Raw genomic sequence first — 22296 nt, forward strand, 5'->3', positions numbered from 1 at the left:
TGTTAAATAAAAAGTAACAGATAGAAAGGTGATATGATGGCAAAGTATGAAGCAAGTACTGAAGAAAAACATATCGAAATCGTAAATGTTGCTAGTCTCGAAAATCGTGTTCGTGACCACATGAGTAATGAAAAAGGTGCCTTTGGGTACATTCGTGGCGGTTCAGAAGATGAATGGACGATGAAGCAAAATACGGAAGCCTTTAATAAGAAGAAAATAATGCCTCGTGTCTTGCAAGGTATCGATCACGCAGATTTGAGTACCAAATTATGGGATATTGATTTAAAAACTCCTATCATTGAAGCTCCATCAGCTGCACATGGCTTAGCTCATGCCAAAGGTGAAGTTGATACGGCTAAGGGTGTTGCCAAAGCTGGTTCAATTTTTTCAATGAGTACTTATGGCAGTACTAGTTTGGAAGATGGTGCGGCTGCTGCTCCTGGTGCTCCACAATTTTTCCAATTGTATATGAGTAAAGATGATAACTTTAATGAATTCTTGATTAAGAAAGCTGTTAAGGCTGGAGTTAAGGCAATTATCTTAACAGTTGATTCAACTTTGGGTGGATATCGTGAAGAAGATATCATCAACAAGTTCCAATTCCCACTACCAATGCCAAACTTAGCTGCCTATTCAAATGGTGATGGCGAAGGTAAAGGAATTTCTGAAATTTATGCGGCTGCCAAACAAGGTATCGTACCTTCAGATATTCAAAAGATTAAGGATTTGTCAGGTTTACCAGTTTTCGTCAAAGGTATTCAATCATCAGACGATGCTCAACTTGCTATCGACTTTGGTGCTGATGGAATTTGGATCTCTAATCACGGTGGTCGTCAACTTGATGGTGGACCAGCATCATTTGATGTTTTGCCAGCAATTGCCAGTGTTGTTGACAAACGTGTTCCAATTGTCTTTGATAGTGGTGTTCGTCGTGGTGAACATGTCTTCAAAGCTTTGGCAAGTGGAGCTGATTTGGTCGCTATCGGTCGTCCAATTATTTATGGTTTAAATCTTGGTGGTGCCCAAGGTGTTACTGATGTAATTGAACATCTCAACATGGAATTGTCGATTACGATGCAATTGGCAGGTACTAAAACAATTAATGATGTAAAAAATACACAATTACTAGATTAATTTATTAGAAACAGTTTAAAAAACATTAAATTAGCGGTATTCTTATTTAATTATGAGAATATCGCTAATTTTTGTAATTTGATTAGAAAAAATGCAAGAAAGTAAATAACGTTTGACCTCGAGTGAACTTTAGGGTGTAAAGTGTTAGTAATGCGTTTTTTTTAATATAGTATTTTAGATTTGAAGGTGAGATAAATATGGGGATTTTTTCTCGTTTAAAGTGGTTCTTTAAAAACCAATGGAAACAATATTTGATTGGTGTCTTGGCATTAGTTGTCGTGGCTATCTTCAATGTTATTCCACCAAGAATTATTGGGGATGTTGTCGATGCCGTCAGTAAGAAAAATATGACTGTTCGTTTTCTTATTATCAGTATGTCGATCTTTTTGGTGACAGCGATTGCACAATATTTATTAAGATATTTATGGCGAAAAATGATTTTCGGCAGTTCTTTTGTCTTGGAACGTGAATTAAGAAGTCGTCTGTATCGCCAATTCATGAAAATGGATGCGACTTTTTATAAGAAATGGCGGACTGGTGATTTGATGGCTCACGCTACTAATGATATTGATGCTGTTCGTGAAGTTGCCGGGCCAGGCATTTTGACCTTAGCTGATTCAATTATTACTGGTACTTCAACAATTTTAGCCATGGGATTAATGATCAGTTGGAAGTTAACACTTTGGGCTGTTTTACCACTATTGTTATTAGGGATTATGGCTAATATTCTAGGTGGCAAAGTTCACGATGCATTTTCTAAGTCACAAGCTGAGTTTTCTAATATCAATAATAAAACTCAAGAAAGTATCGTTGGAATAAAAGTTCTCAAGGCTTTAGGCCAGGAACGTGAAGATGAAGAGGATTTCGATAAATATGTCGACGATAACATTGCGGCTAACAAACGTTCTTATCGTTTAGATTCTTTGTTTGATCCACTGACGACTCTAATCATGGGGATTTCTTATGTGATCACAATCATTTTTGGTGGTTTATCAGTCTTACACAATCAGATTACAATTGGACAGTTGGTTTCTTTCATTACTTATATGACACAATTGACTTGGCCAATGTATGCGGTTGGAAGTTTGTTTAATGTTTTGGAACGTGGATCTGCTAGTTATGATCGTATTAGCGAACTATTGGGTGAAAAGTCCTCTTTGGTTCATCCAAAACACGAAATTGAAGAAGTTCCTGATGGTACTTTGGATTTTAATATTCATTCATTTCATTATCCAGATGATGATCAAGCGACAGCTTTACGAGATGTTCACTTTCAATTAAAAGAAGGGCAGACATTAGGAATTGTTGGCCCAACTGGTGGTGGTAAATCAACTATCATCAGTCTTTTGATGCGTGATTTCGATCATTATGATGGCTCTATTAAAGTTGGTCAATATGATATTCGTAAATATAATCTTGACAATTATTTGAATACGATTGGATACGTTCCACAGACTAACTTCCTATTTTCAACGGATATTCGTGATAATGTTCGTTTTGCCAATATTGAAGCTAGTCAAGCGGAAGTTGAAGCAGCTAGTAAGGTGGCCGACTTGGATGCTGATATTGAAAAGATGCCTAATGGTTATGACACTGAGGTCGGTGAACTTGGGGTATCTCTTTCAGGTGGACAAAAACAACGTCTGGCAATTGCACGAGCTATTTTGAGTAATCCGAAACTTTTGATTTTGGATGATTCTTTGTCAGCGGTCGATTTTAAAACAGAACGTAATATTGAACAACGGATCGCTAAAAATAGAAAAGAAGCAACAACGATTATCGCTGCAAGTCGTTTGAGTTCAGTTGAAAATGCCAATCAAATTTTAGTTATTGATAACGGAACTATTATTGAAAAGGGTACACATAAACAATTATTGGCACAGAAGGGTTGGTACTATAGTACTTTCCATCTTCAAGAAAAGACAGCTGAGCTAGAGGGGAGGCTAAATAATGGATAAAAATGAACAAGAGAATATACTTAAAAAAGTTCGTTCTCTATCTCGAAAAGATCGCAATAACATTTTAAAATGGTTGTTCAGTTTTGCGTGGGAGTTCAAAATTCAATTTGCGATTGCAATTGGTTTTGCTTTAGTTTTGAGTGTGATTAATATTTTCCTGCCACGAATGTTGCAATATTATATGGATAATTATTTGACTGACCAGAGTACAGGTTTGCGTTTAATTGTCGGTTTTGCAATTTTGTATGCCTTAGGAACTATTATTCAAGCTATTGTCCAATTTGTGCAGAACTTCTTCTTTGCGATGGGTGCTGAACGGACTTTGGAAAGAATTAGAAGCAAATTATTTCATAAGTTACACACTTTGGGATTAAAGTATTTTGATGTTACACCGGCGGGTTCAATCGTATCTCGTGTAACTAATGATACAAAGACACTGTATAATTTTTGGACGTTGTTTTTAATGATCATCGTGGCACTATTTTCGATGATTTCGGCTTTTATTGCCATGGCTTCAGTCCATATTTGGCTAGCTATTGTAACGGCGTTTTTTGTTGTTTTGCTCTATTTAGTCGTTTGGGTTTATCAACATATCAGTTCGAAAATCTATCAACGTTTGCGTGAATATTTAAGTCAAATCAACACTAAATTAAACGAGTCCCTGATGGGTATCAGTATTATTCAACAGTTCGGACAACAAGGTCGTAAAACTTCTGAATTTGAAAATAAAAATAATGCTTATTATCAAATGCGTCGTCAGATGATCAATGTTAATTCGTTCTTATTGAATCCGATGATCAATTTGATGTTCACTTTGGCAGAATTGATTGCGTTGTTAGGTTTTGGTTTGCAGAGTATGAATGCCTTCGTAGCAGCAGGTGTGATCTATGCTTTTATCTCATATCAGCAAAACTTCTTTAATCCATTAGGAAATGTGATGAATTACATGTCATTTTTCCAAGATGGATTAGTTGCTGGTTACCGAATTATGCGTATGTTTAATAATCAAACACTAGCTCCTAAACAAAATGAAGCTAGTTCACAGACAATCACAGAGGGAAAAATTGAATTCCGTCACGTTACTTTTGGCTACGATCCAGATGAACCAGTTTTGAAGGATATTTCCTTTACAGTTCAACCTGGTGAAAACATTGCCTTTGTTGGTCACACAGGTAGTGGTAAGAGTTCAATTATTAATATCATGTTGCGTTTTTACGAATTTGGTGAAGGTCAAATTTTGATTGATGATCATGATATTCGTGATTACTCAACGAAGGAATTACGTCAGAAACTCGGGTTGGTCATTCAAGAGCCTTATTTATTCTATGGTGATATTGCTAAGAATATTCGGATGTTTGATGACTCGATCACTGACAAGCAAGTTGAACAAGCAGGAAAATTTGTTGATGCTGATGAATTCATTCAAAAACTTCCTGAAAAATATCACGCACCTGTTACAGAACGTGGTGGTAGTTTTTCAACTGGACAGCGTCAATTGATCTCGTTTGCTAGAACTATTGTTAGAAATCCTAAAGTTTTAATTTTGGATGAAGCAACAGCTAATATTGATCCGCAAACTGAGCAAAGTATCACTAAGAGTTTGAAAAAGATGCGCGACGATCGAACAACAATTTCAATCGCCCATCGTCTGTCAACAGTTCAAGATGCCGATCAGATCTTGGTTTTAAGTGCTGGTCGAATCGTTGAACGGGGAACTCATGAACAATTACTTGCTTTAGGTGGCAAGTATGCTGAATTGTATGCGTTACAATCAGTTGAAAATGATTAACTATAACTTATATGCATGAAAGAGTATTTGAAATAAGTATTTAACATATCAAGCAATTTAGTTAACAATTGTATTTGTAAATAAAACAAAAAGGTTTGGTATTTAATGAAAAAACAAATAAATGAAGAATATTTTGATGGTGAACGTCCACTCTTTAAAGAGCACGATGCCCAAATTTCTGATACAACATTTGGTGAAGGAGAATCACCTTTAAAAGAATCTCGTAATATTGATTTGAAAGACGTTGTTTTCAAGTGGAAATATCCACTTTGGTATTCAAAACATGTCGTAGTTGATAATACAATTTTTGAAACAATGTCACGCTCTGGTATTTGGTATACCGAGGATATTGAAATTAATAATTCAGCGTTACAAGCACCAAAATTGTTCCGTCGTGCTTCTGATATTACTTTAAATAATGTTCATTTTGCGGATGCTGAAGAAACTTTGTGGACTTGTAATAATATCAAGATGAATAACGTTCAAGTAAACGGAAATTATTTTGGCAAAGATAGTGAAAATATTTATGCTGAGAATTTAAATGTAGTTGGTAATTATGTCTTCGATGGGGCTAAGAATATTGAAGTTCACAATTCGACTTTTGTCTCAAAAGATGCTTTTTGGAATTGTGAAAATGTTACAATTTATGATTCAAAAATCAGTGGTGAATACTTAGCTTGGAACACGAAGAATTTGACTTTAGTCAATTGCACGATTGAAAGTGACCAAGGACTTTGTTATCTTGATGGCTTAAAGATGATCAACTGCAAACTTTTGAGAACTGATTTAGCGTTTGAATATTGTTCTAATATCGATGCTGAAATCACGACAAATGTTATGAGCATTAAAAATCCCATCAGTGGTTCAATCAAAGTGAAGTCTGTCGACAAAATCATCTTTGATGATCCAGAAATTGATAAAGATAAAACTATTATTAGTGTGTCACAAAAAGTTTAATGGAGGAAAATGATAATGAAGTACGATTTTGAAACTCTAAACAAAACACGTGCAGGAAATTCAGCTAAGTGGGATGTTGGTGCCAATGAATTACCGATGACGATTGCTGATATGGATTTCAAGACCGCTCCAGAAATTATTTCAGCACTCCAAAAAAAGATTGAAATGGGCCTTTTCGGTTATGAAGAGATCCCTGATGACTATAAAAAAGCGGTCGCCGATTGGTATGAGCGTGAACACCACGTTCGCCCGCAAGAGGATTGGATGATTTTTGCCACAGGGGTCGTGCCGTCGATTTCTTCAGCAGTTCGTCGTTTGACCTCCTTAGGCGATAATGTTTTGGTACAAGCGCCTGTTTATAATATCTTTTACAATTCAATCGTAAATTCTGGTCGTCATGTGGTTTCGAATGATTTAGTTTATGATAAAACTGATCGTTCTTATTCAATTGATTTCACCGATCTAGAAGAGAAATTAAGTGATCCATTGACGAACATGATGATTTTGTGCAATCCCCACAATCCAGTTGGTAAAATCTGGTCAGTAGAAGAATTAACTAGAATTGCTCAATTGTGTTTGCAATACGATGTGAAATTATTCAGTGATGAGATCCACGGCGATATTACGTTCACCGAAAATGGATACAATCCAATTTTTGGACTGCCGGCTGAATTATTAAAAAATGTTGTAGTTGCCGTCTCCCCAAGTAAGACCTTCAATGTGGCCGCTCTACATGCTTCAACAGTGATTGTCCCAGATGATAATTTGCGTGCACAAGTCAGTCGAGGACTCAACAGTGAGGAATTGGCAGAACCAAACATTGTAGCGATTCCAGGAACGATAGCTGCTTATACACAGGGTAGTGCCTGGTTGAAGGCTTTAAAAGAAAAGCTATTGGCCAACAGAAAGCTGGTTTTAGACTATCTAGCTACTAATGTGCCAGAATTCAAGTGGGTCAAAGGCGAAGCAACGTATCTATTGTGGTTTGACGTATCAGAATTAACAGAAAACGTTACAGAATTAACCGACTTCATCCAAAAAGATACCGGTTTGATCTTAACGCCAGGTAGTGTTTATCGTGGTGACGGTTATCACTTTGTCAGAATGAATATCGCAAGCCCAACCGAAATGATTCAAGATGGTTTAAATCGTTTGCAAAAAGGTGTAAGTGATTATAAGAAATAGTGTTAGATGCCGTCTTCCGCAACAGCTCTGGGAAATTGCTGGAACGATGTGGGCACGACTGAGCATTTTCCAGAGCTGTTGCTCCAGACTAAATCCGATTCTTTGCAGTTGATCAGTAAATTCTGAAGTGGGTACTATTCTACTTAAAATGGACGAAGAACTGGTTTATAGTTTGGATACGTTATGGTTTTTCAATTTTTAATTAATTTAAATTGATATTAAAATAGAGGATCTTACTAGAACCGCAGATTATGCAGTCTAGTAAGGTCCTCTTTCTTTTTGAATTATTATGTCTATTTTGAATAAGGCGACACAATAATCCATTAAAATATAAAATCCTAAATCGGAATAGAATTACTATTTTTAAAGGAATGGAAAGCAAATACCCAAAAAGAGTGAAATTCAGTCCGGAATAGCAAAGCCGATTTGGCTCAGTGGTGAAATTCTGCTTAATGCTTTAGCATTTAGCAGAAGGTCGAGCTTGAAGACAATTTCCGGTTTTGAAATTGGCTCCAAGTCGGCCCACCACGTTCCAGCCAAAATCGGCTTTGCTATGGAGGACAACATACTACACCCAAAAACAATAAAAAAGCATGCCGCTTCAGACATACTTCTTTTTAAAACTATTCAATTCGTTTAGGCTTATAATTTTCCGACAAAATCAAAGTGTAAGAGTTAACCCCGAAGAAAGCAACAATTACCATTAGACCAGTCATAAAGAAACCTAAAAACATAAATCCTAAACCAAGTGCCAGACCAAAAATAGCAAAACAGCACATTAAGATCTTTGAAACACTAACCAAACTATACTCAGATTTGAAAACATAGTGATAGAGTGTATCGATTTTTCTGATTTTTTCATTAGCCACTTCAGGTTGATGCAGTTCCAAAATGATTCCGTAAGGTTCAACACCATCGACAATAATATCCTTGTCAAAGTCAGTTGGTACTACTTTTTTGAATCTACCGCCCATGATGCGAACAGTAGGGTAGGCACCTTGAACAAGGATTCGTTTTAAGTAACGGTTGATCGGATAAGTTCCAATTTTAACAGCAACTTGTCTAGGAAATTCTGCGTAAACTTCCAAATTTTTGTCGGTTGTCTTGAGACTAAGATTAGCTGAATCCAAGTTAGCAAGTTGATGAATTTTAAAAATGAATTTATTTTTTAGAATTTGTTTGTTCTTTTTACCCTCAAATAAATCTTGTGGGTTGATTGTATGAACGTAATGGATGTATTTTTCAAAAAATGCTGGAGCATCCTCACTCAGCGTGATTTTTTTATTAAATAGAATAGTCATAATTCCCCCAAAAATATAACGACTAACGATAGTATAACAAAAATGTATGCGCTTTTGTGGGAATTATTGAAAACGCTTTAAATTATTTTTTTATTTCGTGATTTAACCAATTTATTAAAAGTTTACTTACAATATTTTGCTGTTGACGATTACTGATTGTTGCAGAATTGTCGCCCTTTTGCTTACCATAGCTTCCAAAACCGGCATGATTGCCACCTGAAATCTGTTCATAAACTGTATTACTTGGCAGTAATTTTTTGGCTTTTTTATAGTTATTCCATTTCAAAACACCATCTTTTGAGGCAGTAATTGATAAAATAGGGACGTTGGTTTTCCGTAAATCACCTTTAGTTTCAGGATAACTTGCTAGGAAGAAAACTCCCTTGAGATTTTTTTGATGACTGTGTGCATAGCGACTGGCCATAGTTCCTCCGAGTGAGTGACCTCCGATGACATATCCATTTGTTTGCTCTACCTTATCAGCTAAATTTACTTTCAAGACTGCTAAGTCGAGTGGAAATCTGACGATATAAACGTTAAAGCCAGCTTCGGCGACTTTTTCAGCCCAAATGCTGTAACTTTTTGGTTCTACGAGTGCGCCTGGATAAAAAATTATATTTGGATTAGCATTATTTCCAGAAAATTTCGTAATATTGTCAGTTGTAGTAGATACCTTACTGGCAGACATTGCGGCAGTGCTTGGTTGATATTCTTTACTTTTAATGACGAAAAAAGAACCAGCACAGATTATTAGTAGCGTGATAAGGATTCCAATCAGCCATTTATATATTTTTTTCATAAGTTCCCTCCTAAATCTATCTATATTTTACTTTACAAAATGGCTAATTCTATGCTACATTTAAGAAAATTAAAATATCTAAAGATATTAAAAAGAAGGAGTACTGTATACTTTATCCACAGGGAGTTAAGGTGAGTGAAAACTTAACGTGTCGGTATGCAGGAAAAACATCTTTGTTTCTCTAGCTGAAATTTTTAAGAGTAGGACTAGACGTAACCAATACGTTACCATTGGAGAGTATATTTAATGTACTTTTGAGGTGTTTTTTAACAAAAAACTTGGGTGGTACCGCGGAAAGATCTTTCGTCCCTTTTATTAGGGATGGAAGATCTTTTTTTGTTTACAGTATTCCGGAAAAGGAGAAAGTTATGCAAGAAGTTTTAGTTAAAGATTTATACAAAAAAGAATTTGCTGACGGTGATAAAATCACTGTTTCTGGCTGGATTCGTACTATTAGAGGTTCAAAACGAGTAGGATTTATCGAATTAAATGACGGTTCATTTTTCAAGAACGTACAAGTAGTTATCACAAGTGACATGGAAAACTATGCCGAAGTAGTTAAGTATCCAATCAGTACAACAATTAAAGTTGTCGGTGAATTGGCACTTACTCCTAAAGCTCAACAACCATTTGAAATTCACGCAACAGAGGTAATCGAGGAAGGTTCATCAGACTCAGATTATCCATTACAAAAGAAAGCTCACTCATATGAATTTATGAGAACAGTAGCTCACTTGCGTCCAAGAACTAACACATTTTATTCAGTTTTCAGAATTCGTTCACTAGCAGCTTTTGCTATTCACGAATATCTCCAACATCATGATTTCGTTTATATTCACACACCAATTATCACTAGTTCCGATGCTGAAGGTGCCGGTGAAATGTTCCAAGTAACAACTTTAGACATGAACAATGTACCAAAGACAGACGATGGCAAGGTTGATTACAGCCAAGATTTCTTCAAGAAAGAAACTAACTTAACAGTTTCTGGTCAACTAGAAGTAGAACCATTCGCCTTAGCATTCAGAAATGTTTATACTTTTGGACCAACTTTTAGAGCTGAAAACTCCCATACTGGACGTCACGCTTCCGAATTCTGGATGATCGAACCAGAACTTGCATTTGCTGATCTTCAAGATGAGATGGACTGCTCAGAAGAGTTGTTGAAATATGTAATCAACTATGTGATGGATCACGCAAAAGAAGAATTAGACTTCTTGAACGAAAACGTTGATAATACTTTGATCGACCGCTTGAAAGCAACTGCTGGTGAAGAATTTGCCCACGTTACTTATACAGAAGCAATCGATATTCTTGAAAAAGCCGATGTTGATTTTGAAGTTAAACCTTATTGGGGATTAGATCTTGAATCAGAACATGAACGTTATCTATCAGAAAAAGTTTATAAGAAACCAGTCTTCATCACTGACTATCCTAAGGAATTCAAGGCATTCTATATGCGTGCAAATGACGATGGCAAGACCGTTGCTGCAGCAGACTTATTAGTTCCAGAAATTGGTGAGTTGATCGGTGGTTCACAACGTGAGGAACGTTTGGACAAACTAGAAGCTAGAATGGCAGAACTTGATATGAACGAAGACGACTACAAGTGGTACTTAGAATTACGTAAGTACGGTGGTACAGTTCACTCAGGTTTCGGTATCGGTTTTGAAAGACTAGTAATGTACATCACAGGTATGGAAAATATCAGAGATGTCATCGCATATCCAAGAACACCAGGAAACGCTGAATTTTAAGACAGAGAGCGGAACATAACGCATTAAGGCAAATAGCACCGGGTAATCAAAGAACGATTACCCGGTGCTATTTTCGTATATCAGCAACGAAATGGAATTTAATATTTGTATACTTGTTAATTATATAGTAACATGTACTAGAAAGTTGAGGTAATTAAAATGAAATACATTATTACTGGAGCAACTGGTCACTTGGGTGGTCATATTTTTAAAGAGTTAGATAAATTGGTTCCTAGCGGCGATATAACGGCAGCAGTTCATACAGTATCGAAGGCAAAGCACCTTGAGGAAACTGGGGCTAAAGTCGTCGGAATTGATTTTTTCAGCGAGGATTCATTAATATCCGCTTTTAGAAATCAAGATGTTTTAATTTATGTGCCAAGTAAGAGTCACGATAGTTTTAGTCGGGTCAGTGAATTGGAAAATGTCATTAATGCGGCTCAAAAAGCTGAAGTGGGGCATATTTTAGCAATGGGCTTTATCGCAGATCAAGTCAATAATCCTTTTGCTTTATCAGCCTTTTATGGATATTTGCCACGTCGTTTGGCAGAGTCGAATCTTTCCTATACTATCGTTCGTAACGCTTTATACGCCGATCCCTTGGTACCATATTTACCCGAATTAGTAGAACGTAAAAATGTTATTTATCCAATGAAAGATCAAGCCTTGAGTTTTATCAGCTTAGAGGATAGTTCTAAAGCTTTTGCTAAAGTCGCCTCAAGTAAGGACTTACTCACAAACGGTCGAATTTACACTCTAACTCAAGACCGCAATTACACGATGCCACAACTAGCAGAAGTTTTGTCCAAAGTAGCAAAAAAATCGATTGGTTATCAACCAGTCACGCTTGAGAAATTTGCTCAGATTTACAACGAGGGAAATGAAGGACATATGTTAGCCTCAATGTATGATGCTGGCGGTCGCGGTTTATTGAATGAAGTTAGTGATGATTATCAAAAAATCATGGGGCATTCAGCCACTAATTTAATTGATTTCTTAGATAGTAAATTTAATAAATAAATTCTTGACTGTAACGTTTGGGGATAGTTTATTCTGTTTAGAATAAATGAATGAAATATTAATGTGCTAATTTTTTGTTTAATAGTTCCAAGATATTTATTATTGAAAGTAAGTAAGTTTAGAGAGGGGAAATAAATTGATAACTTATAAGAACGTTGGGATGAGATATGGCCAGAATACAATTTTGCGTGATATCAATTTAACTATTAATGACGGTGAATTATTTGTCCTCGTGGGACCTTCTGGTAGTGGTAAGACGACATTGCTGAGAATGCTGAACCAGTTGACGGTTCCAACTGATGGGGATGTCTATTTCAATGAGCGTAAAATTAAGGATTACGATGTCCAGAAATTACGCCTGGATATGGGCTATGTTCTCCAAGATAGCAGTTTATTTCCCAATCTAAATGTTGAAGATAATATTGCTATTCAACTCGAACAAAAGGGGGTTTCTAAGGCTAAGCGTCATCAACGGGCAGCGGAACTCCTAGAATCAGTTGAGTTGGATCCAAAAAAATATGCTAAGCGCATGCCTTCGGAACTATCTGGTGGTCAGCAACAGCGAATTGCTATTATTAGAGCTTTGGCGACAGAACCGAGTTTAATTTTGATGGATGAATCTTTCAGTGCTTTGGATCCAGTTTTGAGAAAGAAGTCGCAAGATTTAGTTTTAAAACTACATCAACAATTTCAAACGACGATTGTATTTGTGACTCATGATATGCAAGAAGCTCTGCGGATGGGCCAACGGATTGCGGTTTTAAATAAAGGTGTGATTCAACAAATCGGTACGCCACACGATATCATGCAACATCCAGCAACGGACTTTGTTAGAAAATTCTTCGATACGAAGACGCCACATTGGTGGGATATGGAATTTTTGATTGAATCAGGTTTGTTAACAGAAATTCCTCATAATGATGCATTACCTGTGGTTACTGGATTTAAACAACTGATGAATCAATTGGGTGAGGTAAATCATTTTGAATTTCAATATAAGAATGTTAGTTATTCCATGACTGCCCAAGAATTAGTTGCTTATTTAGGACAAGAAGGGGGTAGTCGCTAATGCAAATGTTGATGCAGACAATTGTTGAGCAGCGAGGGGAAATTCTCAAAGCGTTGTATCAACATATTGAAATTTCTTTTATTTCACTATTAATTGCGATGCTGATTGCGATTCCATTAGCAATCTTATTGAGAAATCATCGTCGTTTTGGAGAAATTGGTTTACAAATTGCCGGGATCATTCAAACGATTCCTAGTCTTGCTCTGTTAGGATTACTGATTCCAATCGTCGGAATTGGAACAGTCCCTGCTGTGGTAGCTTTAACGATGTACGCAATCATGCCACTATATCAAAATACTTATTCTGGTTTGACTAATATTGATCCTAACCTTGAAGAAGCAGCGGTCGCCTTTGGCCTATCAAAATGGAAGAGGCTTCAACGATTAGAATTTCCATTAGCTTTGCCGATGATAATTTCCGGTATCAGAATTGCGTTAGTCATGATTATTGGTACTGCCACCTTGGCTGCCTTTATCGGAGCAGGCGGTTTAGGTGATTACATCATGTTGGGGATTCAACAGAACAATAATTACTACTTAGTTATTGGTGGTGTCTTGTCAGCACTATTAGCTTTTATTTTCAGTGCTTTATTAAAATTTATGGGTTCGTCAAAAAAACACATTTATGCTGGTGGGATAGTAGTCTTGTTACTAATTCTTGGCCTTGGTGGCAGTAAAATTTATCAAGCTGTCAAACCGCAACCAGTTGAGATTACCATCGCCGGGAAACTCGGTAGTGAACCAGAAATCCTGATGAATATGTATAAAGATTTGATTGAACAAGACAATAAGAATGTTGATATCACTTTGAAACCGAACTTCGGTGGAACGACATTCTTGTACAAGGCGTTAAAACGAAATCAAGTTGATATTTATCCGGAATTCACGGGAACAGTTTTGGAGGCACTTGTTAAATACGATAAAAAGACTCCAAAAGACCCAGAAAAAATCTATCAGATTGCTAAAAAACAGCTGGCAACCCAAGAGAATATGAGTTTCTTGCGTCCGATGAAGTATGAAAATGGTTATGATTTAGCTGTTACTAAAGAATTTTCCAAGAAGTATAACGTTACTAAATTGAGTGATTTGGAAAGGGTCAATAATAAAGTTCATGCTGCTTTTGACCCCGATTTTTCTAATCAACCAGATGGTTATTTAGGTTTGAAGAAGAAATACCATCTTAACTTTGCTCAAATCACGAAGATGGAACCAAGTTTGCGTTATAAGGCAATTGCCAACAAGAAGGTTAATTTAGTCGATGGTTATACGACTGACCCACAAGTTGAACAATACGACCTAGTTGTCTTAAAAGATGATAAACATTTCTTTCCACCTTACCAAGGCGCACCTTTGATGAATGAAAAATTTGCTAAAGAAAATCCTGGTATCGTTAAGAGTTTGAATAAATTAGCCGGAAAGATTTCGACGGAAGATATGCAAGATATGAATTATCAAGTTACAGTTAAAAATAAAAAAGCCAGTGTTGTCGCAAGAGATTATCTTGTTAAACATGGTTTATTGAAATAATAAAAAATGGAATCAATTAGGAGTTTCTTCCTAAATCGATTCCATTTTTGCTCTTAAAAATTAAAAATTGCTGTGATAAATGTTGCAGCTCCAAGAAAGATTCCGGGGATGTTAGCCCAAATGATTGGCCAATCCTTTTCTTTTTTGAGTAAGCCATAGGCTGTCCAAATGGTGCAGTTTATAAAAGCAACGAGTGGTTGAATAGGGTTTCCCTTACTCCCCGACAAGTTAGAGATAATCTGTGGAATGTATGAAACATACATTAGAACGGACATGGCACTAGCAATCGTTCCAATTCTATCTACTTTTTCTGAACTAATCCTCTGCAAATAATTGACTTCCTTTCCGAATTCACAGCTTTTTTTGTCTTCAGGATTATTTGGACCGAGTCATTATTTTAACAATTAAATCCAATATATTGACTACACCATGCAATATAAACTAGACATATCGTATTGTCAATCAAGACGATGTTTCATGAAACAAAAGCTGGGGCCATTAAAATAGACCAAGATAATCTTTTTTGATTACCTTGGTCTATTAATTTATCACATGTTTATTGCAATGCAGCAACTTGACGAACCATCATTAATTCTTCGTCAGTTGGAATTAACATAACTTTGATTTTTGAATCAGGGCTACTGATGATGCCTTCATCATTTGCTTCGTTGAGCTTGTCATCAAGTTTTACACCAAAAATTGCAAGCTCATCGATAACTCTTTTTCGTAGCCATGGATTGTGTTCGGCAATTCCACCGGCGAAGACTAATGCATCAGCTTGTTGTAGTTCAGCTAGAAAACTTCCGGCATACTTGACAACTCGGTTAATGAACACGTCGATAGCTAATTTTGCCTGAGGATTAGTATCTTCTTGAGCTTTGATATCACGCATATCAGAAGAAAATTCTGAAATTCCAAGCAATCCTGATTTTTGATTGAAAATATTCATTACTTCTTCAGGATCACTTAAATTTAATTCTCTCATTAAATAAGGAATCAATGCTGGATCGATGTCTCCGGAACGTGTTCCCATCGTAACACCATTTAGAGGCGTGAATCCCATTGAAGTATCATAAGCTTTTCCATTTTTGACGGCGGCGAGTGAGGCACCACTACCCAAGTGCATCGTAACTAAATTGATTTTATCTTGTGAGATCTTTAATAATTCACTAGCACGTCCGGTCAAATAAGTGTGAGAAATTCCATGTTCTCCATAACGACGGATTTGGTATTTCTTAGTCAATTCATAAGGTAAACTGTAAATCGCGTTTTTCTCAGGTAGATCGGTAAAGAATTGACTATCGAAAACGGCATATTGGACTGCATTAGGTAGGGTCTGAGCCATTGTTTCAATCCCTTTAGCTTCCATCGGATTGTGCAATGGAGCGAAGTCACTGAGTTGCTTGATTTGTGTTAAAACTTCAGGAGTGATCTCAACGGCATGTTTGAAGATTTGACCACCAGCAACAACTCGATGAGCAACGGCAGTTATTTCGGAAAGATCATGGATGATTGCTAACTTTTGTAATTCATCAAAGACCAGTTGAGCGGCCTGTGTTTGAGTTAATTTATCTTTGGTCATTTGACTCTTCTTACCATTATATTTGATTCTAAATAATGACTCAGGTAAGTTGATTCTTTGCACATCGCCACTGGCAAGGACTGTTTCGGAGGGCATTTCGAATAATTTCCATTTTAACGATGAACTACCAGCATTGACAATTAAGTTTTTTTGCATTACAAAACCACTCTTTTCTTTTATTTAATGAAAATCTAACCAGTAATTATGTTATATAAATCTCTTCATCATTGCAACAATTGTCACTGATGAAAAAATTGTTTTTCGAACAATATCACTTGCGTAAAATCATAAAAGTTTATTATAGTTAAAATTGCGCTATAAAAACTTATCTTGGGAGATTAACAATGAAAACCGCAGTTTTTTTCGTACTAGATGAAAATGTCGACTGGGAGGGACCATATTTATCTAGTCGTTTGAATCAAAACTCAGAATGGACAGTCAAAACGGCTGCCACAAATTCTGAAATAGTTTCAACGGGGGGATTCAAAACTAAGGTCGATTATACAATTGAAGATTTACCAAAGGATTGTGACTTGTTAGTTCTAATTGGCGGCAAGTTTGATCCTGCTTTGAGCGAAATAATCGATTTAAGAATCAAAAAACAACAACCACTCGCAGCAATCGGAGAAGTAGTTGACTACTTAGTTAGCAATCACCAAGTGAGTGAACGTTTACTAACAGATGAACTGTACGCTGAGTCAAACTTGGTTGCCGCTAAAACTGCTTTGGGGAACGAATTTGCTGATGCTGTCTTAAAGATGGTTGATTTCACTTCAGATAAGACGGTCAAGGCTTTGGCTGAGTTTTACGACAATGGTTATTTTGAATATTGTCAAAAATACGGTATTACAGTCTAGTTTACAGAAATTTATTAATATTCTATTATAAGAACATTGAGGAGGCTGAATTATGCATTGGTTATGGGTCTTAATTGTTGGTGCTATCATTGGTGCCATTGCTGGCGGTATTACTAATCGTGGTGAATCGATGGGCTGTTTTAGTAATATACTTGCTGGTATCGTTGGATCAGCACTAGGTGAGTGGTTACTCGGTTCTTGGGGACCACAATTGGCAGGAATGTATTTGATTCCTTCATTGATTGGTTCGATTATCTTAGTAGCAGTTGTTTCTGTAATATTTGAAAAAAGGTAAATCCACAATGGATTTACCTTTTTTAGATGCTTTCTAAACGACCAACATAGCCTAAGTACGTACGATGCGTTTTATCAGAAATTTTAATTTTAGTTACGGAAGCATTTGGAACCTCTAGGATATCATCAATATCAGGGGCGTTTGTTACTAATTGAATGAACGAACGAGTAACGAATCCGTGACACGAGACAAGAATTTTCTCACTATCTTTTTTTGCCATATCATCGATGAATGATTGGAGGCGTTCTAAAACTTCCTGATATGTTTCAGCATTCTTTGTGTAGTCAGAGTAATTGCTCTTGAAGTAGCCATTTTCGCTGAAACACTGTGGATAATCTTTTTCGACCTCAGCAGCGACGGCTCCGTCCCAGTCACCATAATTGATTTCGCGCAGGCGGTCATCGGTTTGAATCTTTAATTTATCTTGATTCAAAATTTCCGCAGTTTCTTGAGCACGTTTGAGGGGGCTGGCAATAATCTCATCAAAATCTGCAATGTTCAATTGTTCTTTCAAATAATTAACTTGTTTTTTACCAGTTTCGTTTAAATTCAAGTCTGTTGCTGAGCCGTTGATTCGACCGGTGTAATTAGTGTCAGTTTCACCGTGTCTGACAATGTATAATTCGACCATGATACCTCTCCTTAATTAATATGATTTAAGTATTTCATTAATACGCTTACATTGCAAACTTCTTAGCAATTAATTTTTTAATTAGAAATATTTTTGATGATGACAACTGAGCCCAAAAAGAAGAGTGCTGCGACAGCTGCAGTGATTGGTAACATCGAAAACATCTTCGCTGGCAAAACTAAAGCGAGTAGTGGAAAGGCAAAAGCAGCTGGAAGTTTGATCTTCAGTAATTGTAATAATAAGAAAACTAATGGTAAAGCAATAATTGTCGTAATTAACCAGGAAGCAATTACGCTATGCACTAAAAAGCCGATACTTGCCGCACCAACTAGTGCAATAAAGTGTTTGATTCCCATTTGCCAACTGTATGAAGGCTTTTGCAGGACTTCAAAGAAAACTACCATCACAGGTGGGATAGCGGCCATTTGAGAGAAACCAAAGAACCAAACGCCACTGACCCAAATGACGGCCATGATTGAAAAGAGCGCCATATGGTGCTTTTTGATAGCGGCGCTAGGGTCAGTTTGTTTGTAATTTCCTTGAATGAAGACCCCGCAAGTTAGTATTAAAGTAAATAACAAAATAGCTACGATAAAAGACCAGTGGGTCGCGTTGATAATTATAGGTAGTAGTCCAGTCGCAAATGATGGCGCCAAATTTGATTTCAATACTTTTAAGAGCAAGAGCATTAGGATCAAACCTAAAAGAACTTTTTGAGCGTATGAAATTGACAATTGATTGATCAAGAAGCCGATAATGGCAGTCCCGGAAGGGGCAAAGAAGATTTTCGAAGGTTGATTGATCCAGCCGCCATTTTGGTAAATCCAGGTCCCGGCAGTTAAAGCACCAATTTCTGGTAAAATAATTTCTAAGTCATTTAAGAAAGTTGCACTGGCAACCATAAAGATAATTAGTAAGAATCCAATCAGATAATTTCTTTTCTCGATTGTATTTAAATCCATGTCTCTTTCAATCCCTTTTGAATAAAATCTTGAAAAAATAATTTATTTTTTCAGCAAAACTAGCTAATTCTAACATATAGAAATAATTATTGTAAATATTTTTAATATATTATTGGAATATTAGTACTGATATCTTAAAACTGATTGTAAGTTTACAATATGGAGAATGGTCTAGACATCTCACTATCAGATACTAGAATGAAAGTGTAAAGACATGAGGGAGGAAAACCTGAAGCCTAAATTTTCTAAATGAAGATAAAAGAAGGAATTATATTATGGATGCTAAAGAAAAAAGAGCAACCAGGACTTATGATATGGATCAAATTGATGATCTTTTATGTGAATTAGATGACTCGAAGATCAGAATCAATGCGTTGATGGATTACAATTTAAAACTGAAGCGCGTTGACGATGAGCATGAAAATAAAAATATGTTAGCGAATGAATATAAAAGATTGAGTCCAATTATTGAACTTTTGAATACCGATATATTTGAATCAATCGATAAATCAATTAAGATATTGGATTCACATGCAGCAAGTGATACAAATGAGGATAAAAAGTGATTTTTTGAAGGATTCATCTGACTGAGAGGTCATGAGGGTCCTTTTTTTTGTAATTTTTAACCTAAAAACAGTTTTATTTATACCTAATAACGAATTTCTATTGACATTGAAGTGTGTTTTTTGTAACATTTTGTTGTTAATGGGCATTCGCCAAATGGTAAGGCAGCGGACTCTGAATCCGCAATTTATTGGTTCGAACCCAATATGCCCAATATTAAATAAGCGTGATTTCAAAATCGTTAGTTAAAGCTAGCGATTTTTTTGATTGAAATTTTTAAGCTTTCTTTAAAAAAGCACTGTTAAAATATAACTATTATAAAATAAAGTTGTATAAGGAAAGTAGGTGTGACAGATGACGAGAGTTGATAGATTACATCGCAGAAGAAAGGCCGAGAGAGTCAATTTCAATTTGATGATCGTAAAAGTTTTTATTGTTGTCGTGGTGATTTATTTCATTTGTCAAGCTGTCCTGACAATCAATTAGGTCTGTGCAGAAACTTTGCTCGTTTTACTGGTAACTTGATAAACTTTAATCATAAACATATGAGAGGAGTTTTATTATGAGTATTGAAAGTAAAAAAGATGTAGTCAAAGGTAAGACGAATCAAGTAGTAGGTAAAGCTTCTGGTGATGATAAAAAAGAATTAAAGGGTAAAGCTCAAGAGGCTATCGGCAAGGCTAAAGATAAAGCTGATGAGGTAGTTGATAAAGTTGCCCAAAAAGTTAATGAGAAATAATTAAATATGGATTATCTTTCTTTAGATTAATCTATTATGCAATACAGCAAAAAGATCGTATTAATGAAATTTATTAGTACGATTTTTTTGTTTTATTAATTTAGAAGTAAAAAATATTTATTGAAGATACATAATTTTGATTCTTATGTACTGTTAAATTTATTCAAGTACAAATTATGAATAGAGTCGAATCTATTTAGAAATTTACTAATTAACAGCAAAGAATAGGATCTAGTCTGTTGCGGAAGACGGTATCTAACTACCCCTCAATAAAGAACAACAAGTTTTGCTTGTTTTTTCATGATACTGCTCATAAAATCAAAAGATTGTGTTACATTATTAAATGGAGTGAAATAAATATTTTTGTGAGGTGAATTAATGGAGAAAAGCGAGATATTAGTGACTACAACTGAACATATCCCAGGACACGATTACGAAATTATTGGTGAAGTGTTTGGACTAACAACACAATCCAAAAATGTAGTTAAAAATATCGGTGCTGGATTCAAAAACATTGTCGGTGGCGAAATCAAAGCTTACACAGAATTACTAACTGAAGCCCGTGATATTGCAATTAGTCGTTTGAGAAAAAACGCGCAAGACATGGGAGCTGATGCCGTAGTAATGATGCGTTTTGATTCCGATTCGATCAGTGCAGATATGGAAACAGTTGCAGCATATGGTACCGCAGTAAAATTTAAGTAAGGTGATTGAATGGCTCTAGAATATAATAAAAGTTCTTTGTCAGCATGTACGAGCATTTTAATAGGTAAGAAAGCTACAGTTGATGGTTCAACTATTATTGGCCGAAATGAAGATGCTAAAGCTTCCTGGCCTAAACATTTTGTGATTCATGCTCACAAAGAATATACCGATGAACAAAAATTTGTTTCTAAAGCCAATGATTTTCAAATGGACCTGCCTAAAATTCGCAATAAATATTCTGCCACTCCTGAATGGACCTTCAAAGAAGGATTGTTTGAAGAGGATGGATTTAACGAATTTGGCGTTGGTATGAGTGCGACCGAAAGTGCTTATTCGAACCAACGTGTTTTAGGCGTTGATCCCCTTGTTGAAAATGGTATTGGTGAGGAAGCAATGATCACGGTAGTTTTGCCTTACGTAAAGACTGCAAGACAAGGCGTTTTACGCTTAGGTAAGATTATTGAACAATACGGAACTTGTGAAACTAACGGAGTCTTATTCTCAGATAAAGATGAGGTTTGGTACTTCGAAAGTGGATCAGGTCATTATTGGGTAGCACAGCGTATTCCCGACGATAGCTACGCTGTGGTAGCCAACCAATTAGCTATTCAAGAGATTGATTTTGATGACGAAAATAATTTCTTATATCGTCAAGATATTAAAGAATTTGTTGAAAAAAATCATTTGAATAGCTGTCCAAATACTTTCAACTTCCGTGAAATATTTGGCACACATGATTTATCCGATGAGATTTATAGTACGCCACGTGTTTGGTGGGGACAACAAGAGTTTTCTGGCAAGACGGATGAAAGTCCTGAGAGTGAAAACTTATCTTTCATCAAGAAAGCCAATCGCTTGTTGAGTGTTGACGATGCTCAATACTTCTTGTCTTCACATTTCCAAAAGACGCCTTATGATCCATTGAATGAATCAAAAGATAATAAACGTTTTCGTCCAATTAGTTTGGCTAAAACTCAAGAATCACATGTTCTACAAATCAGACCTAATTTGGCACCTGAAGTTGGATGTGTGCAATGGTTAGCCATGGGTGTAGCTTCGCAAAGTGTCTATGTTCCTTTCTATATGGGAATCACCGACACACCAGAAGAATACAAACTAGGTGAGTTGCCATACGACAGTAAGTCAGCTTATTGGACATATAAATTGGCTGGGGTTTTATTGGACGGCCACTATAAAGAACTTGGAAAAATGTTCCAAGATAAGCAAGCGGAGATCAATATCACGCTTCGCAAGAAGTTGTTGGATTTTGATAACCAAAGCTTAAAAATAGATGATGATAAATTACCTAATTACTTAACTAAGGCTTCATTTGAGATGGCAAAAATCTCACTTGATGGCTATAAAGAGCTTATTGCTCAGTTAATTACGGACTCGACTGATTTTTCACCTCTTAACTTTAAAACAGATATGAATCTATAGATTCATACATTTAAATAAATGAGGGG

Annotated in this window: 21 protein-coding genes, 1 tRNA gene and 1 other annotated feature; of the genes, 16 read left to right on the plus strand and 6 right to left on the minus strand. The window is 36.0% G+C overall.

Annotated elements, in window-relative coordinates:
• The first annotated feature begins 36 nt into the window (after positions 1–36).
• The 5 genes from U8521_RS02710 to U8521_RS02730 all read left to right on the plus strand — a co-directional run bounded on the left by U8521_RS02710 (position 37) and on the right by U8521_RS02730 (position 7023).
• A complete protein-coding gene (locus tag U8521_RS02710; protein WP_334351813.1) occupies positions 37–1134 on the plus strand; it encodes a lactate oxidase in 1098 nt (365 codons plus the stop codon).
• Between the two features lie 197 nt (positions 1135–1331).
• A complete protein-coding gene (locus U8521_RS02715; RefSeq protein ID WP_334351788.1) occupies positions 1332–3092 on the plus strand; it encodes an ABC transporter ATP-binding protein in 1761 nt (586 codons plus the stop codon).
• Positions 3085–4881 carry an ABC transporter ATP-binding protein gene (locus U8521_RS02720; RefSeq protein ID WP_334351789.1) on the plus strand — a complete coding sequence of 599 codons (1797 nt, stop codon included), beginning with the start codon at positions 3085–3087 and terminating at the stop codon, positions 4879–4881. The genes U8521_RS02715 and U8521_RS02720 overlap by 8 nt, the downstream gene beginning before the upstream one ends.
• 105 nt (positions 4882–4986) lie before the next feature.
• A complete protein-coding gene (locus U8521_RS02725) occupies positions 4987–5838 on the plus strand; it encodes a DUF3737 family protein (protein ID WP_334333253.1) in 852 nt (283 codons plus the stop codon).
• 15 nt (positions 5839–5853) lie between these two features.
• Entirely contained in the window at positions 5854–7023 is a 1170-nt protein-coding gene (locus tag U8521_RS02730) for a MalY/PatB family protein (protein WP_334333252.1), read from the plus strand.
• A gap of 623 nt (positions 7024–7646) precedes the next feature.
• Here U8521_RS02730 and U8521_RS02735 read toward each other — a convergent pair.
• Both U8521_RS02735 and U8521_RS02740 read right to left on the minus strand, forming a co-directional pair.
• A complete protein-coding gene (locus tag U8521_RS02735) occupies positions 7647–8324 on the minus strand; it encodes a hypothetical protein (protein ID WP_334351790.1) in 678 nt (225 codons plus the stop codon).
• An 82-nt stretch (positions 8325–8406) separates the two neighbouring features.
• Positions 8407–9123, minus strand: coding sequence for an alpha/beta hydrolase (locus U8521_RS02740; RefSeq protein WP_334351791.1), 717 nt, complete (start codon positions 9121–9123; stop codon positions 8407–8409).
• Positions 9124–9201: 78 nt separating this feature from the next.
• Positions 9202–9437, plus strand: a binding site (T-box leader).
• 54 nt (positions 9438–9491) lie between these two features.
• On the opposite strand from U8521_RS02740, the gene asnS reads away from it, so the two are divergent.
• The 4 genes from asnS (at position 9492) to U8521_RS02760 (ending at position 14495) form a co-directional block, all read left to right on the plus strand.
• Positions 9492–10880 carry an asparagine--tRNA ligase gene (asnS, locus tag U8521_RS02745; protein WP_334351793.1) on the plus strand — a complete coding sequence of 463 codons (1389 nt, stop codon included), beginning with the start codon at positions 9492–9494 and terminating at the stop codon, positions 10878–10880.
• A 159-nt stretch (positions 10881–11039) separates the two neighbouring features.
• The gene (locus U8521_RS02750; RefSeq protein WP_334351794.1) at positions 11040–11900 is read left to right on the plus strand and encodes an SDR family oxidoreductase; all 861 of its coding nucleotides are present in this window, start codon (positions 11040–11042) and stop codon (positions 11898–11900) included.
• A gap of 136 nt (positions 11901–12036) precedes the next feature.
• Positions 12037–12969 (plus strand): ATP-binding cassette domain-containing protein, encoded by a 933-nt coding sequence (locus tag U8521_RS02755; RefSeq protein ID WP_334351795.1) that lies wholly within the window; start codon positions 12037–12039, stop codon positions 12967–12969.
• Entirely contained in the window at positions 12969–14495 is a 1527-nt protein-coding gene (locus U8521_RS02760) for an ABC transporter permease/substrate-binding protein (protein WP_334351796.1), read from the plus strand. The genes U8521_RS02755 and U8521_RS02760 overlap by 1 nt, the downstream gene beginning before the upstream one ends.
• A gap of 53 nt (positions 14496–14548) precedes the next feature.
• Here the strand turns inward: U8521_RS02760 and U8521_RS02765 are convergent, their stop codons facing one another.
• Both U8521_RS02765 and U8521_RS02770 read right to left on the minus strand, forming a co-directional pair.
• The gene (locus tag U8521_RS02765; RefSeq protein WP_442885998.1) at positions 14549–14815 is read right to left on the minus strand and encodes a SemiSWEET family transporter; all 267 of its coding nucleotides are present in this window, start codon (positions 14813–14815) and stop codon (positions 14549–14551) included.
• A gap of 236 nt (positions 14816–15051) precedes the next feature.
• Positions 15052–16233, minus strand: a complete 1182-nt coding sequence (locus U8521_RS02770) for an acetate/propionate family kinase (RefSeq protein WP_334351797.1) — start codon at positions 16231–16233, stop codon at positions 15052–15054.
• 188 nt (positions 16234–16421) lie between these two features.
• On the opposite strand from U8521_RS02770, the gene U8521_RS02775 reads away from it, so the two are divergent.
• Positions 16422–16934: a DJ-1/PfpI family protein gene (locus U8521_RS02775; RefSeq protein ID WP_334351798.1), complete on the plus strand. Its 513-nt coding sequence runs from the start codon at positions 16422–16424 to the stop codon at positions 16932–16934.
• A 52-nt stretch (positions 16935–16986) separates the two neighbouring features.
• On the plus strand, positions 16987–17229 hold the full coding sequence (locus U8521_RS02780; RefSeq protein ID WP_334333240.1) for a GlsB/YeaQ/YmgE family stress response membrane protein: 243 nt from the start codon (positions 16987–16989) through the stop codon (positions 17227–17229).
• A 22-nt stretch (positions 17230–17251) separates the two neighbouring features.
• Here the strand turns inward: U8521_RS02780 and U8521_RS02785 are convergent, their stop codons facing one another.
• Together U8521_RS02785 and U8521_RS02790 are read right to left on the minus strand one after the other, a co-directional pair.
• Entirely contained in the window at positions 17252–17860 is a 609-nt protein-coding gene (locus U8521_RS02785; protein ID WP_334351799.1) for a histidine phosphatase family protein, read from the minus strand.
• 77 nt (positions 17861–17937) lie between these two features.
• A complete protein-coding gene (locus U8521_RS02790) occupies positions 17938–18822 on the minus strand; it encodes a hypothetical protein (protein ID WP_334351800.1) in 885 nt (294 codons plus the stop codon).
• A 275-nt stretch (positions 18823–19097) separates the two neighbouring features.
• Between U8521_RS02790 and U8521_RS02795 the strand changes: the two genes are divergently transcribed.
• From U8521_RS02795 to U8521_RS02815, 5 genes are all read left to right on the plus strand, one after another.
• On the plus strand, positions 19098–19388 hold the full coding sequence (locus U8521_RS02795) for a hypothetical protein (RefSeq protein WP_334333237.1): 291 nt from the start codon (positions 19098–19100) through the stop codon (positions 19386–19388).
• A 140-nt stretch (positions 19389–19528) separates the two neighbouring features.
• A tRNA-Gln gene (locus tag U8521_RS02800) sits at positions 19529–19600 on the plus strand.
• Positions 19601–19948: 348 nt separating this feature from the next.
• Positions 19949–20125 carry a CsbD family protein gene (locus U8521_RS02805; protein ID WP_334332733.1) on the plus strand — a complete coding sequence of 59 codons (177 nt, stop codon included), beginning with the start codon at positions 19949–19951 and terminating at the stop codon, positions 20123–20125.
• A 378-nt stretch (positions 20126–20503) separates the two neighbouring features.
• On the plus strand, positions 20504–20830 hold the full coding sequence (locus tag U8521_RS02810; protein ID WP_334351801.1) for a heavy metal-binding domain-containing protein: 327 nt from the start codon (positions 20504–20506) through the stop codon (positions 20828–20830).
• A 9-nt stretch (positions 20831–20839) separates the two neighbouring features.
• Positions 20840–22270 carry a C69 family dipeptidase gene (locus U8521_RS02815; protein WP_334351802.1) on the plus strand — a complete coding sequence of 477 codons (1431 nt, stop codon included), beginning with the start codon at positions 20840–20842 and terminating at the stop codon, positions 22268–22270.
• The last annotated feature ends 26 nt before the right edge of the window (positions 22271–22296 follow it).

The organism is Companilactobacillus miaonis, assembly GCF_036913615.1.
In the GTDB taxonomy this organism is placed as follows: domain Bacteria; phylum Bacillota; class Bacilli; order Lactobacillales; family Lactobacillaceae; genus Companilactobacillus.

What these genes read in the sequence shown, in the direction of transcription:
- U8521_RS02710 (WP_334351813.1), top strand. Translation starts at nt 37, where the DNA reads ATGGCAAAGTATGAAGCAAGTACTGAAGAAAAACATATCGAAATCGTA.
- U8521_RS02715 (WP_334351788.1), top strand. Translation starts at nt 1,332, where the DNA reads ATGGGGATTTTTTCTCGTTTAAAGTGGTTCTTTAAAAACCAATGGAAA.
- U8521_RS02720 (WP_334351789.1), top strand. Translation starts at nt 3,085, where the DNA reads ATGGATAAAAATGAACAAGAGAATATACTTAAAAAAGTTCGTTCTCTA.
- U8521_RS02725 (WP_334333253.1), top strand. Translation starts at nt 4,987, where the DNA reads ATGAAAAAACAAATAAATGAAGAATATTTTGATGGTGAACGTCCACTC.
- U8521_RS02730 (WP_334333252.1), top strand. Translation starts at nt 5,854, where the DNA reads ATGAAGTACGATTTTGAAACTCTAAACAAAACACGTGCAGGAAATTCA.
- U8521_RS02735 (WP_334351790.1), bottom strand. Translation starts at nt 8,324, where the DNA reads ATGACTATTCTATTTAATAAAAAAATCACGCTGAGTGAGGATGCTCCA.
- U8521_RS02740 (WP_334351791.1), bottom strand. Translation starts at nt 9,123, where the DNA reads ATGAAAAAAATATATAAATGGCTGATTGGAATCCTTATCACGCTACTA.
- asnS (WP_334351793.1), top strand. Translation starts at nt 9,492, where the DNA reads ATGCAAGAAGTTTTAGTTAAAGATTTATACAAAAAAGAATTTGCTGAC.
- U8521_RS02750 (WP_334351794.1), top strand. Translation starts at nt 11,040, where the DNA reads ATGAAATACATTATTACTGGAGCAACTGGTCACTTGGGTGGTCATATT.
- U8521_RS02760 (WP_334351796.1), top strand. Translation starts at nt 12,969, where the DNA reads ATGCAAATGTTGATGCAGACAATTGTTGAGCAGCGAGGGGAAATTCTC.
- U8521_RS02770 (WP_334351797.1), bottom strand. Translation starts at nt 16,233, where the DNA reads ATGCAAAAAAACTTAATTGTCAATGCTGGTAGTTCATCGTTAAAATGG.
- U8521_RS02775 (WP_334351798.1), top strand. Translation starts at nt 16,422, where the DNA reads ATGAAAACCGCAGTTTTTTTCGTACTAGATGAAAATGTCGACTGGGAG.
- U8521_RS02780 (WP_334333240.1), top strand. Translation starts at nt 16,987, where the DNA reads ATGCATTGGTTATGGGTCTTAATTGTTGGTGCTATCATTGGTGCCATT.
- U8521_RS02785 (WP_334351799.1), bottom strand. Translation starts at nt 17,860, where the DNA reads ATGGTCGAATTATACATTGTCAGACACGGTGAAACTGACACTAATTAC.
- U8521_RS02790 (WP_334351800.1), bottom strand. Translation starts at nt 18,822, where the DNA reads ATGGATTTAAATACAATCGAGAAAAGAAATTATCTGATTGGATTCTTA.
- U8521_RS02795 (WP_334333237.1), top strand. Translation starts at nt 19,098, where the DNA reads ATGGATGCTAAAGAAAAAAGAGCAACCAGGACTTATGATATGGATCAA.
- U8521_RS02805 (WP_334332733.1), top strand. Translation starts at nt 19,949, where the DNA reads ATGAGTATTGAAAGTAAAAAAGATGTAGTCAAAGGTAAGACGAATCAA.
- U8521_RS02810 (WP_334351801.1), top strand. Translation starts at nt 20,504, where the DNA reads ATGGAGAAAAGCGAGATATTAGTGACTACAACTGAACATATCCCAGGA.
- U8521_RS02815 (WP_334351802.1), top strand. Translation starts at nt 20,840, where the DNA reads ATGGCTCTAGAATATAATAAAAGTTCTTTGTCAGCATGTACGAGCATT.